Source organism: Bacteroides sp. 14(A), from assembly GCF_000526555.1.
Classification (GTDB): domain Bacteria; phylum Bacteroidota; class Bacteroidia; order Bacteroidales; family Bacteroidaceae; genus Bacteroides; species Bacteroides cellulosilyticus.
In genome coordinates, this window is sequence record NZ_JAGH01000002.1 from 2508678 (window position 1) to 2522287 (window position 13610).

Annotated in this window: 7 protein-coding genes and 1 pseudogene; 7 read left to right on the forward strand and 1 reads right to left on the reverse strand. The window is 42.6% G+C overall.

Annotation, left to right across the window (positions count from 1 at the left end):
* Positions 1-25 precede the first annotated feature (25 nt).
* The 3 genes from K429_RS0117065 (at position 26) to meaB (ending at position 8127) form a co-directional block, all read left to right on the forward strand.
* The gene (locus tag K429_RS0117065; protein WP_026367693.1) at positions 26-5818 is read left to right on the forward strand and encodes an alpha-2-macroglobulin family protein; all 5793 of its coding nucleotides are present in this window, start codon (positions 26-28) and stop codon (positions 5816-5818) included.
* Between the two features lie 71 nt (positions 5819-5889).
* Entirely contained in the window at positions 5890-6960 is a 1071-nt protein-coding gene (locus K429_RS0117070; RefSeq protein WP_026367694.1) for a DUF1573 domain-containing protein, read from the forward strand.
* Positions 6961-7026: 66 nt separating this feature from the next.
* Complete coding sequence (meaB, locus tag K429_RS0117075; RefSeq protein ID WP_007212415.1) at positions 7027-8127, forward strand: methylmalonyl Co-A mutase-associated GTPase MeaB; 1101 nt, start codon at positions 7027-7029, stop codon at positions 8125-8127.
* Positions 8128-8216: 89 nt separating this feature from the next.
* On the opposite strand, the gene K429_RS0117080 is transcribed toward meaB, so the two are convergent.
* On the reverse strand, positions 8217-9128 hold the full coding sequence (locus K429_RS0117080; protein WP_007212416.1) for a DMT family transporter: 912 nt from the start codon (positions 9126-9128) through the stop codon (positions 8217-8219).
* 1178 nt (positions 9129-10306) lie between these two features.
* Here K429_RS0117080 and K429_RS0117085 point away from each other — a divergent pair.
* The 4 genes and pseudogenes from K429_RS0117085 (at position 10307) to K429_RS0117105 (ending at position 13583) form a co-directional block, all read left to right on the forward strand.
* Positions 10307-11368, forward strand: coding sequence for a hypothetical protein (locus tag K429_RS0117085; RefSeq protein ID WP_026367695.1), 1062 nt, complete (start codon positions 10307-10309; stop codon positions 11366-11368).
* A gap of 156 nt (positions 11369-11524) precedes the next feature.
* A pseudogene (locus K429_RS28885) lies at positions 11525-12058 on the forward strand (BF3164 family lipoprotein); the annotation flags it as partial.
* Between the two features lie 141 nt (positions 12059-12199).
* On the forward strand, positions 12200-12430 hold the full coding sequence (locus tag K429_RS0117100) for an NVEALA domain-containing protein (RefSeq protein ID WP_026367698.1): 231 nt from the start codon (positions 12200-12202) through the stop codon (positions 12428-12430).
* A gap of 145 nt (positions 12431-12575) precedes the next feature.
* Entirely contained in the window at positions 12576-13583 is a 1008-nt protein-coding gene (locus K429_RS0117105) for a hypothetical protein (protein ID WP_026367699.1), read from the forward strand.
* Positions 13584-13610: the final 27 nt, after the last annotated feature.

Here is a 13610-nt window from a genome sequence, read left to right on the forward strand (position 1 = left end):
TACAAAGACTAACAGAATAGTATCCATGGAAAAAATTCAAAGAATTTGTAGTTTGGTGTTGCTGGCAGCGTTTTGGGGCTGTGTGCCTGTGCTGCATGCGCAGTCGTTTGATAAGTTGTGGAAGCAAGTGGAGCAAGCACAGGAAAAGAGTTTGCCGCAAACTGTGATTAAACTGACGGATGAGATATTCCGGAAGGGGGAACGCGAAAAGAATACCCCGCAGATGCTTAAAGCCTATATGTGCCGGAATACGTATCAGAATATACTGACGCCCGATAGTTTCTATGTCAATCTGAAAGGATTGGAACAATGGGCGTTGCATGAGCAAAATCCGGTCAGCCGTGCAGTGTTGAATTCACTGGTAGCGAGTATCTATGCCAATTATGCAGATAATAACCGCTGGGAATTGCGGAATCGTACTTCGCTTAATCTGGGAGAGACGGCTCTACCAGCGGATATCCGCGAATGGAGTGCCAATTTGTTTGTGAATCAGGTAATAAAATATACCGGTGAAGCCTTGAAAGACTCTACTGAGTTACTGAAGACATCTTCACGTACTTATATTCCTTTTGTGATTTTAGGAGATGCAAGTGAATACTACCATCATGAAATGTATCATTTGCTGGCATCACGTGCTATCGATGCTTTACAGAAAGTCTCGTGGTTTGATACGGATTCTTTGGTGAAGAAAGACATTATGGGCATTTATGGGCAGATGATAAATACCTATCGGAAAATGCCTGATCGGGAAGATGCTGCCGTACTGACTATGCTGGATTATATGGCTTGGCGTAACCGTGAAGGAGATGTCTTGCTTCGTCCCCGTGCTGTAAAAGAAGATGAGAGCGAAGCACCGAACCAATATCTACGTGCATTAGACCGTATCATTAAAGACTATGGTAAACGTGATGTATGTGCAGAGGCGTATCTGGCTAAGGCCCGTTATTACCGTAATATGCGTAAATACCCGGAAGCATTGCAAACCTGTGATGAGGCTATTAGTCTTTACCCTGACTACAAACGCATATCCGCATTGCGTGAACTGAAAGAAAGCATATTGCAACCTCAACTTAACCTGACTGCAAGCAGGGCTACTTACCCCGGTGACTCTTTGAAATTGAGAGTGACCCATCGTAATCTGGATGGATTTACAGTGAACCTGTTTCATACTACTTTATTGAAAGAGGAAACTGATATGCCACAGATCAATAGCTCTTTTTATAAGAAATATGCCCGTAAAGTGAAGGTAGAACACTTCTCTTTGTTGCGCCCGGATAATTACCAGTCGGCAGATAGTACATACAGCATGCTGATGCCCGGCGAACCAGGTGTTTATGTTATGCAGATTGTACCTGATGACAAGAAAGGAAAAACTTCTGAAAACTATCTCTATCTTACTCGCTTCAAGGTGTTGACCTTACCTTTATCGAATAAGGATTTTGAGGTTGTAGCTTTGGATGCTGAGACTGGAAAGCCTATTGCAGATGCTCAGATTACTTTCTATTCCAGTTACGGAACAAAGAATAATGAGGTGCTGGAGCAGAAAACTACAGATGCTTCGGGCAAAGTGGTAATGCGGTGGGTTAAGCAATTCCGTGCGTTGAGTGCTACGAAAGGCACTGATACGGCAATGCCATTGCAGCGTATTTATAATAGCTCTAATGGAGTCTGGAATGGCACAGATGAAGAGTTTGATGAAGTGAAGATTTTAACGGACCGTTCCATATATCGTCCGGGACAGACTATCTATATAAAAGGTATAGCTTATGCCCAAGAGGGAGATACCGCCAAGGTTCTTCCAAATGAAACTTATACGGTGGAGCTCTCGGATGTGAATGGTAATGATATTGGAGAGAAAAAAGTCCGTACCAATGAATTTGGTTCGTTTACCACAGAGTTTATACTGCCTGCTGCCTGCCTGAATGGATCTTACACGATTGAAGTTGAGGAAACTGATGGCCGGGCATTTGTACAAGTGGAAGAATATAAGCGTCCTACATTCGATATAGTTTTTGATCCTCAGAAGGATTCCTATCAAGTAGGAGACAGCGTACAGGTGAAAGGTACGGTGAGTTCCTTTAATGGTGTGCCTTTGCAAGGGTTGGAACTGAACTATACCGTAACCCGTAGTCTGTTTTCGTGGTGGAGATCTTATGGGCAGAGTTCCACTTCACTGGCTTCCGGCACAGTGACGATAGGAGATGACGGAATGTTCTCTATTCCTGTCCGCCTGCAAGGTGTGAAAGGGGAGAATGCCGGTTTTTATACCTATCAGATAGAAGCCTCTGTAACCAACCAGGCCGGTGAAACACAAAGTAGTGTGACCACGCTGTCAGCAGGCAACCGTTCGCTTGTTTTGTCTGTCGAAACGGAAGAGCGCATTTGTAAGGATGACAGTATCTGCCTGACATTCGTGGCGCGGAACCTGAATATGCAACCCGTTGCCGTGAAGGGTGATTATCGCCTGGTACAAACTGTAGATGGAAAACAGGAAGTCCGTTTCAGCGGACAGTTTACCTCGAATGTGGAAGTATTGTTGCCGGAATGGAAGAATTTGCCTTCAGGTGCTTACGAACTACAATTAGCAGCCAAGGACGATCAGGGTAGGGATGTTGATTACAAGCAAAATATCGTACTCTTCTCCTATGACGACAATCGCCCTCCGGTAGATTCACCTGTTTGGTTCTATGCACGCAATGCGGAGTTTGATGCCGGACACCCTGCTCAATTCTGTTTGGGGACTTCTTATAAGGATGCTTATGTCATGCTGGATGTATTCAGCGGTAAAAAGCGTTTAAGCAGTGCGGTGCTTCAATTATCCGACTCTATTGTTCGTTTTGATGTTCCTTATAAAGAGGAGTATGGAGACGGGATAGAGTACCTGTTTGCTTTTGTCAAGGGTGGTGAATTCTATTCTGAAAAGGTCAACTTGCAAAAGCGTATGCCGGATAAAGCACTGACAATGAAATGGGATGTATTCCGTGATAAGTTGCGTCCCGGACAAGAAGAGGAGTGGCGTCTGACGATAAAGACACCGCAAGGTACACCGGCTGATGCTGAGATGCTTGCTACTATGTACGATGCTTCTTTGGATAAGCTGTATCCCAATCGTCAGAATTTTAATGTGAACTATCCCCGTTTCAATCCTCAGATATATTGGTCTTATGGATATACAGGTGGAGCCTTCTATTCTTGTCATTTCTCGATGAAGGAGTGGAAAATTCCAGCATTTATCTACGATACTTTTTATTCGGAAGAAGACATAAATGAAGCAATGATAATCGGATATCGTTCTGTGAAGAGAACGGATGTAACAGGAAGCGTACAGGTGAGGGGCATAGCATCTCCGCAGACAAAAATGATGGCTATGGCGGACAATGCTTCTGCTGATCTGACAAATATGTTGGCCGGAAAAGCGGCAGGTCTAATGTTTGAAGAAGAAATGTCGCAGGAAATTGGACAGACGGCTGATGATGTAGAGTCGGGCAATACCCCCGAACTACGTACAAACTTCGCTGAAACGGCGTTCTTCTATCCGCAACTGCGCACCAATGAACAAGGTGAGATTTCCTTCTCCTTTACGATGCCACAAAGTCTGACGCGTTGGAATTTCCGCGGATATTCCCATACAAAGGGAATGTTGACCGGTCAGTTGGATGCTTCTGCTGTTACGGCGAAGGACTTCATGCTGTCTCCCAATATGCCGCGTTTTGTACGGGTAGGGGATAAGACCAGCATTGCTGCAACCATTACCAATCTGACAGGTAAATCTTTGAAGGGAACTACGAAATTTATTCTTTTTGATCCGATGACGGATAAAGTGATTTCCACTCAACGCCAAGCTTTCACGGTAGAAGCCGGGAAGACGGTTCCTGTAAGCTTCCGTTTCACAGTGACGGATAAACAGGATATGTTGGGTGTACGTATGATTGCTGACGGTGGCACATTCAGTGATGGCGAACAGCACTTGTTGCCTGTATTGAGCAATAAGGAATACATTACTGAAACCCTTGCCATGCCGGTACGTGGTGAAGAAACCCGTACGTTCTCTTTGGACAGCCTGTTCAATTACAACAGCCGCACGGCCACCGACCGCCGACTGACAGTAGAATTTACAGGTAATCCTGCCTGGTATGCCGTACAGGCATTACCCGTATTGAGTCAGCCCCGTACAGATAATGCTACAGCATGGGCAACCGCTTATTATGCTAATTCCCTTGCTTCTTACATTGCCAACAGTCAGCCGCGCATTAAAGCTGTATTCGACAGTTGGCGCATGCAAGGCGGTAAGAAAGAAAACTTCCTCAGCCAGTTACAGAAGAACCAAGAGGTGAAGAATATCCTTCTCGAAGAAAGCCCGTGGTTGCTGGAAGCTACTACTGAAGCCGAACAGCAAGCGCGTATTGCTACTTTGTTCGATCTCAATAATCTGTCGAACAATAATATGACCACCCTTATTAAACTACAGGAATTACAAAATGCCGATGGCGCCTGGAGTTGGTACAAAGGTATGCCGGGTAGTCGCAGTATGACGGGATACATCACCGAACTCCTTGTCCGCTTGCCGTTGCTTACCGGACAACAGAACTCCGCTGATGCCCTTTCCATGCAGCAAAGAGCTTTCAACTATTTGCATAGCCAGGCATTGCAGGAATATCAGAATATCCGTAAAGCAGAGAAAAACGGGACGAAGATCAATAATCTTTCATATCCGGCAATGACGTATCTCTATCTGATAGCTATCTCCGGTGAAAGAGTGCCTTCTGCCAATGAAGCCGCTTATCGCTATTTCCTCTCTATGGTCGGCAAGAACCTGAGTTCGAATGCAATGGGAGTCAAGGCGCAATCAGCTATCATTCTGCAAAAGGCAGGTCGCACGGCTGAGGCTAACGAATTTATCGCTTCTATTAAAGAGCATCTGGTGCAAACCGATGAACGGGGTGCATACTTTGCTTTCTATGAAAGACCTTTCCTTTGGGGAACACAACCTATTTCCGTTCATGTGGAGGTAATGGAAGCCCTGAGGATGGCAGGAGGCAATGATGCATTGGTGGAAGAAATGAAACTTTGGTTACTGAAGCAGAAACAAACTACAAGTTGGAATTCACCTGTTGCAACGGCAGACGCTATTTATGCATTGCTTTGCCAAGGGAGTGACTTGTTGGCATCACGTGGTGATGTACGCATTGTTCTTGGCCGTAAAGTGCTGGAAACATTCTCACCTGCCAAGACCACAGTTCCCGGATTGGGATATATCAAGGAAAGCTTTGCAGAAGGTAGTCCTGAATTGCGTGCCAAGTCCATTACTGTGGAAAAGAGGGATGCAGGCATTGCCTGGGGGGCAGTCTATGCACAATATCTGTCACCTATTTCCGATGTAAAACAGCAAGGTGGTGAACTGGCTGTAGAAAAGAAACTCTATGTAGAGCGTACTTTGACAGGTGGAAAGAAAGAATTGCAACCCATCACCGCTTCCACGCAACTGGCGGTAGGTGATAAAGTGGTTTCCCGTCTGACGATACGTCTGGACCGTGCCATGGATTTCGTTCAACTGAAAGATCAGCGTGGTGCCTGCTTCGAACCGATGAATTCACTTTCCGGTTATCGCTGGAACGGTGGAATAGGTTATTATGTGGAGATAGAAGATGCTTCCACTAATTTCTTTTTCGATAGTCTGAGCAAGGGTGTATATGTGTTGGAATACAGTTACCGCGTTGCCCGTAGCGGGCAGTATGAAGCCGGGCTGGCAACAATTCAATGTGCCTATGCTCCCGAGTATGCAGCTCATTCAGCATCAGTGAAGGTCGAGGTGGAGTAGAAATTTTAAAACTTGCTTTTAGGAACTCTCATTTAAAACACCTACTTTTGTGCATCCTAAAATGAAAACGAATGAAACGAACCTTGATATGTATATATGCGCTTGCCGCCGTAGCAGTCAGTGCTACGGCGCAACCGCGTTTTTCATCCAATAAAGAAACTCACAACTTCGGACAGATCGAATGGAAACATCCCGTTAGCGTGCAGTATGTCATTACCAATACGGGCGATCAACCTCTGGTGCTTACTGATGTAGACCCTTCCTGTGCCTGTTCCGTAGCCCAGTGGACACAAACTCCCATTGCTCCCGGTGAAAAGGGGAAGATCGTCGTCGATTTTGATGCTAAGGCATTGGGGCATTTTGATAAGTCCATAGCTGTTTATTCCAATGCGCAGCCCAATCTGGCTTATCTGCACTTTACAGGTGAGGTGGTGCGCGAGATAAAAGACTTTACGAAAACCTATCCTTATCTTATCGGACAGATACGCATTGACAAAAATGAGATTGATTTCCCTGATACGCACCGTGGCGAAAAACCTGTCATACGGATTGGCGTAGTGAATCTGTCGGATCGTTCGTATGAACCGGTATTGATGCACCTGCCTTCCTATCTGGATATGAAAGTGGAACCGAACGTGCTTCAGAAAGGTGAGAAAGGGCTTATCACATTAACTCTCAACACAGAGAAACTGACAGACCTGGGACTGACACAGGCATCAGTTTACCTGTCACGCTTCACAGGTGACAAGGTGAGTGATGAAAACGAGATACCTCTTTCTGCTATTCTCCTGCCTGATTTCTCCGGTATGACCGATACGGACAAGGCGAATGCTCCGGTAATCCGTCTTTCGGAGACAGATATAGACCTGAGCGCACAACTGGCTAAGAAGAATAAGGTGAAACATGATATACAGATCACCAATACCGGACGCTCTCCGTTGCAAATCAGTAAATTGCAGGTGTTCAATCCTGCTTTAGGAGTAAGTCTGAAGAAGAGCGTGTTGCAGCCGGGCGAAACCACCCGCTTGCGTGTGACGATAGATAAGAGGAATATCGCCAAGAAGAAACGCCACCTGCGCATTCTGATGATTACGAATGATCCGATGCAGCCTAAGGTTGAGATGAATATCAAAGCGAGTTAAAGATTTATGATTTCATAAATCATAAATCTTATCATAAATCATAAATTAGAAATCATAAATCTTATCATGGAACATCCTGAAAACGATGAATCCTATAAAGGATTGGTTGTCAATGCAGGCATTGAGCAACCTTCGTCTGTCAATCCCTATCGCCGCCCGAAACCTAAAAAGCGTCAGCGTTCCGTAGCGGAGTTTGTAGAAGGTATTGTAAAAGGAGACGTCACTGTGCTGAGTCAGGCGGTTACTTTAGTGGAAAGTGTGAAGCCCGAACACCAGGCATTAGCACAGGAAGTTATTGAGAGATGCCTGCCTTACTCAGGGAACTCTATCCGTGTGGGGATCAGTGGCGTGCCTGGAGCCGGAAAAAGTACCTCGATTGATGTCTTCGGCTTGCATGTGTTGGAAAAATACGAAGGTAAGCTGGCAGTGCTTGCCATCGACCCCAGTAGCGAGCGCAGTAAGGGCAGTATCTTGGGTGATAAGACGCGTATGGAGCAACTCTCCGTTCATCCAAAATCCTTCATCCGCCCCAGTCCGTCGGCAGGTTCTTTGGGTGGGGTAGCCCGTAAGACGCGTGAAACGATTATTCTTTGTGAAGCTGCCGGTTTCGATAAGATCTTTGTAGAGACGGTAGGTGTGGGACAAAGTGAGACGGCTGTACACTCTATGGTCGACTTCTTCCTGCTTATCCAGTTGGCCGGAACAGGCGACGAACTGCAAGGCATCAAGCGTGGTATTATGGAAATGGCGGACGGTATTGTTATCAATAAGGCAGATGGTGATAACCTGGAGCGTGCTAAACTGGCCGCATCGCAATTCCGCAATGCTCTGCATCTGTTTCCTGCTCCCGAGTCAGGATGGACGCCACAGGTGATGACTTATTCCGGTTTCTATAACCTGGGTGTGAAAGAGATTTGGAAGATGATTTACGACTATATTGCTTTTGTGAAAGATAACGGTTATTTTGAATATCGACGTAACGAGCAAAGCAAATACTGGATGTATGAAAGCATCAATGAACGTCTGCGCGATAGTTTCTACCACAATCCGGCCATAGAAGCCATGTTAAGTGATAAAGAACAGCAAGTACTGCAAGGCAAACTCACTTCCTTTGTTGCAGCAAAGAGCTTGCTAGATACCTATTTCGGAGAATTGAAGAAGAATTAGTTACGGGCTACAGAGCTACAAGCCACAAGTAGCTGCGCTATCATGCCGCAAGGCACTTGTAGCTTGTAGCTCTGTAACTCGTAACTAATTCACGCTTTTTTCCCTTCCTTCTCAAAGTCCGCCTTCGATTTACTCTTCGTTACGATATATACGCCAAGGAATACCAGGGCGATAGCTACACCTTTTTCCCAACCGAATACACCCAGGCCCATGATAATGGCGGCAATAGAAGCTACGATGGGTTGCATATAGTTGTACATACTCACCACTGTGGGCCGCAGCAACCTTTGGGCGGTCATAATGAAGATATAGGCAAGGAAGCTACCACCTATTACTACGTAGCCCACTTGTACGTATGCCGCGGTAGAAATTTCCGTCCACTGAATACCTGCCACATCATGATAAGAGAATGGAATATAGCACATGGAGGCATAGATAAACATCCATTTATTCAATGTGATGGGAGAATATTTCTGCGATAAGCCCTTGAACACAGTCAGATAAATAGAAAAGCTGATTTGCGCTACCAGACAAAGCAAGTCCCCGATAATACTGCTGTTACCGTTGCTTGTGGCCTGACTGCTTAATATAAGTGTCAGCGCTCCCATGGCCCCTACAAAAATACCCAGTACTTTCAGGTTCGTGATAGGTTCCTTCAGATAAATGGCAGCGATAATCATGGTTACGATAGGAAGTGTGGTTGTCACGATGGAGGCATCGATGGGTGAAGTCATTGAAAGCCCGAAGATATACACTCCTTGATTGAACACCAGTGCAAAAAGTGAAGCAAAGAAAATCTTCAGCATATCGCGGTGATCCACGTGTTCGTACTTACAGAATGCAGACAGTAGCCAGAAACAGGCGGCTGCACCTACCATGCGGAACGTAGTTACCGATAAGGCTGAAAACTCCATAAGTGCGGATTTGCCGATGGGCGCCATCAGTCCCCATAAAATATTGGCAGTCAGGGCGAATATGTGCCCTTGTACATTCTTATTCATACTCTTTTTTCTTTTGAGGCTGCAAAAGAACAACTATTTTTTGAAACTAAAAAGTCTTTTCTCTTTTTATATACTTGTAGTCTGTTGGAAGTATATGTCGGATGTGTTGTATCTATATGTCGGACGTGTTGTATCTATATGTCGGACGTGTTGTATCTATATGTCGGACGTGTTGCATCTATATGTCGGATGTGTCGCATCTATATATCCAACGCCACCGATATATAGATGTTAAAGGAACAGGATGAAGAAGGGCGTTTAGCCTTCTAATACGATTCGTCCTATCAATCATGCTGTTCATGCAGTGTAAGGAAACCGAAAGATTTACTATTTCTCCTTTTTACAGGAAGTCAAGAGTCTGCCAGCAAGAAGTTAACTTCCTGTCGACAAACTCTTAATTTCTTGTCGACAAGAAATTGATACTTTGTAGCATCTTGATAATCAATGATAAAAATCACTTATACAAAAAGGGCGTTTATATACATATATTACTTGGTTTCCTTACATACCTCTTACGTATTCTGTCACGGAATCGGACTTGCCTGAAATTACATAGCTTGTTGTGGATGAGAACAAGCAATGTAATCATTCATAACATTGCTTATTCCGGATCATAAGACTGCTTGTTTTCAGATGTTATTCAATACAATTAAGTGTTGTTTCTTCTTTCAGTCTTTCAGCTTTTCCTAAACTCCCTGTTCATCGGCATTTCAGCTGAAAGATACCTGAAACTACTATAAAACTGGAAGTTTCAGCCGTAACGCCGATGGACAGGGGATTCCGTGAGGTCTGAAAGAACGGAAAGAGTTTTTTCTCAAAAATAGCGGATACGGAGTGATACTTCATTTATAGTTCATAACGATGTAGTAATGAGTTTTCACCACAGAGTAACACAGAGTTTCACAGAGTTTAATCAATTTGAAATCAAAAGAATAGAACTCCGTGAAACTCTGTGTTACTCTGTGGTGAATTAATTCATAACCGAAAATGAATAAAACAATCGCCTTAATTTTCTTTTAAATCATGTTGAAAGACGTTTTTTAAATTTTTATGAGCTATTTTTGTATTCTGTAAAAAAAGAGTTAATCAATATCTTCTGTCTGTAGAGGTGATGCTTGTTGTACTTGTCTTTAAAAATATTTGTGTACTTATTATTGGATAAATACTTAGTTTGTATTATGAAGCGTTATAGGAAAATTTCATATGTATTAGGGGGAATCTTGTTCCTTGTGGTGGGAATGCTTGCTTTTCAGGTATATGAGAGTGGAATGGAAGAACGCCGAATATGTAAGCAAAAGGCGGAAGTTTCACTGAAATCCGCAACGGAACTTTGGGCAAACCGGGAATTTGATAAACTTGGAATTCCTTATTCTGTTGAAGGAGGCGAGCCGAAAAAGGAAAGCAAGCAGCGTCGTATAGTGCTGGCGGAAGGAGAGACGGTGGTAGCGGTCGATTCGATAAAAGAAGGAAAGCGGTTGATTGCTTCACATGGCCTAAGTGCGAAGATTCGCTTTCTGTTTTTGGTGGACAAAGCGGTTTTCAGTGTTTTGAATGAATTATGGCAAGAAGATTTGGATGATAGCCACACCTATTGTTCCAGTGCTCTTATGTTGCAATCGGAATTACCGGGTGACAGAAAAGGAAAAAAGTTTATGGCCGGAGACTCAACGCTGATGGCCGATAAGTTTAAGTTGGGAACCTACTATCTGGATGATATGTATTTTCTTGAGTTGACGGCTTATCTTTCGCTTCCTTCCCCATGGTTGTGTGCCGATTGGGGAAAGACCGGTATTGTTTCTTGTTCTATTGTAGTTGTCTTTTGTTTATGCATATTTGTCCTTCTCTTTTGGAATAATCGAAAAAAGGATAACGACGATGAAGCGGCCGATCCGGATGATTTCGTAATACGCATCTCCGAAAATAAATATCAAATAGGCGGAGTCCTGTTTGATGAAGAGGCGTGTACGCTTACTTTGGGAGATCAAAGTGTGGTGAGATGTTCTATGCAACCTTATAAACTACTTTCTGCATTTGTCCATGCAAAAAGTCATTTCTTATCGAATAACCGGATTGTTGAAGTTTGTGGTTGGAGTTTAGAAAATATCAATATTAATCAAAACAGAAGAGTAACAGTAAGCCTGCTTAGGAAGTTACTTGACACCGAAAAGTCTCATGTGAAAATAGAATCCGGTCAAAACGAGCAAAAAGAGCAGGGCTTTTATATGCTTATTGAAAAATGATAAGTGCTTTATTATTAGTACATAAAGGGGGTAATGAAAATTTTACTCCCCCTTTTCCACTCCCGTAAATGCAATTTGAATCTATTTGTTATTTACATTTGCCGGCATAATAATCATTGATGAAAAACATAATAATCAAATGAAAAACAAGATGAAAAATTGATGCATAAGTTTGGTGTTATTCCTACTGTCGATGAAGACGCCTTGCGGAATGTCCGTCCGGCTCTGGCGCAGGCGTGGCGTAGTTTTATAGATTACAATCCTCGAAACGGGATACTTGCTGTTGCTACTCAGTTGGGTGAAGTGCTCGAAATTTATAATCTGAAAGACAGTACGCATGTTGTGTGCATGGGGCCGCATGGTGAGCCGGAGTTTTAGGTGTCCGGGGGGTATGGTATTCCTACGGGTATCATGGGATTTAGCGATGTGCAGGTGACGGATCGGGCCATTTATGCAGTCTTTCATGGGCGTTTGTTCAAGGATATAGCGCGAGATGCCCGGAATGGTATTAATCATCCGGATGGCGGGCAATTTATCTATGTGTTCAGTTTGGCGGGAAAACCGTTAAAGAAATATGTGTTAGACCATTACATTTGTGGCATATCGATAGATGAACAGCGTGGAGTTATTTATGTTACGGATGTGAATGAGGATGAGCCTATATTAGAATATAGTATAAAAACTATATAGAGTAATAACTAATTAAAAGGAGCAGACGGTAAACGACTTGTTGGTGCAATAAGATACTCTGTATCTTGATACTCGACTGTACAATATATGCGTACTTGATATAGTTAATTAAATAGATTTTTACTTTGAAACAATATAAAAATGAAGAAGTTTATGAAAATAGCTTTTGTTGCAGCATTTGCGGCAATTGCAGGTTATGGTGTCTATGCTAATCAGAAAGTAGATACTATGTCAGATTTGATGTTGGCTAATGTGGAAGCATTGGCTCGTTATGAGGTGAATCCTGATTGTCCGAATGGATGTACTAGCGGGAATACGGGATGCTATTGTTACAAAACATATCCAGATAAAAGAGAAGTGAAATGGAGTTGATATTTACAGCTGCTAAAATATGTTTAGAATGTTCCAACTAGGCATTTTTGTTGTTTGCTATAGTCAATGTAATAAGAAAAAATCAGCTTTTTATAGGCTGATTTTTTCTATTGATGTTTAAAATAATATAAATAATTTTGTTTTGATGAAACGTATTGTCTATTTTGTTTTGTTTGTTTTCTTTGCGAGTAGTTGCTTTAGAAATTCTGATGTGGAAAAATCTCAGAATCATTCTACTAATATCATTGATGTAAAGGAATCTGTGAAAGAAATTATTATAGATACTCCTTTGATAGGAGGGTGGGCGCGACCTTTTATCGTAAATGATTATCTATTGATAAGTGATTCTCAATCCGAAGAAAAATTAATCTCTATCTTTGATAAGAATAATTTCTCCTATTTGATGGGAGTTGGAGATGCGGGGGAAGGACCTAATGAAATTACGAATATGGGGGTAATTGTGCCTGATGAAGTGCATCATCGATTTTTTGTACCTGATTATGGAAAATTGAAAGTATTGAGTTATAGTGTGGATAGTATCTTAAAAAATCCTTTTTATCGACCTGAAGTAAAAGGAGATATGAAAGAATTGCAATTTCCGGATAGATTTGTTTATGTGAATGACACTTTCTGCATTGCACGTTCTATAATGGTCGGAGAAAGCAAATATTTTCAACAATCTTTGGTGCGGTGGAATATGTTGACCGGAGAAATGAAATTATTGGTTGAAGGGCATCCCAAGGTAGAACGAAAGCGAAGCCAGTTTGCGGTATCATTGGAACATAATCTGATAGTTGATTGCTATGCTCATCATGACCTAATGACGATTTATGATCTTGATGGTAATTTGAAATACAATATTTATGGTCCTTATTGGGATGACAAGACGAGTAATGATATGGTTTATTATGATGCTGTGGTGATTTGTAAAGATAAGATTGTTGCGGCATATGCAGGAGGACGCAATTGGAGTGACGAGGGATTTCCTAATTGTTTTCAAGTCTATGATTTTGATGGTAATTATATTAAAACGTTGAATATAGGTCGTAAAATTTGTAACTTTTGTTATGATCAGGAGCTGAATAGATTAATAATGGTATTAGATAATGAAATACAATTTGCCTATTTAAATTTGGATGGACTTATAGAGTAAAATAAAGAACTAATATTAGAAAATGAT

What these genes read in the sequence shown, in the direction of transcription:
- meaB (WP_007212415.1), top strand. Translation starts at nt 7,027, where the DNA reads ATGGAACATCCTGAAAACGATGAATCCTATAAAGGATTGGTTGTCAAT.
- K429_RS0117080 (WP_007212416.1), bottom strand. Translation starts at nt 9,128, where the DNA reads ATGAATAAGAATGTACAAGGGCACATATTCGCCCTGACTGCCAATATT.
- K429_RS0117085 (WP_026367695.1), top strand. Translation starts at nt 10,307, where the DNA reads ATGAAGCGTTATAGGAAAATTTCATATGTATTAGGGGGAATCTTGTTC.
- K429_RS0117070 (WP_026367694.1), top strand. Translation starts at nt 5,890, where the DNA reads ATGAAACGAACCTTGATATGTATATATGCGCTTGCCGCCGTAGCAGTC.
- K429_RS0117100 (WP_026367698.1), top strand. Translation starts at nt 12,200, where the DNA reads ATGAAGAAGTTTATGAAAATAGCTTTTGTTGCAGCATTTGCGGCAATT.
- K429_RS0117105 (WP_026367699.1), top strand. Translation starts at nt 12,576, where the DNA reads ATGAAACGTATTGTCTATTTTGTTTTGTTTGTTTTCTTTGCGAGTAGT.
- K429_RS0117065 (WP_026367693.1), top strand. Translation starts at nt 26, where the DNA reads ATGGAAAAAATTCAAAGAATTTGTAGTTTGGTGTTGCTGGCAGCGTTT.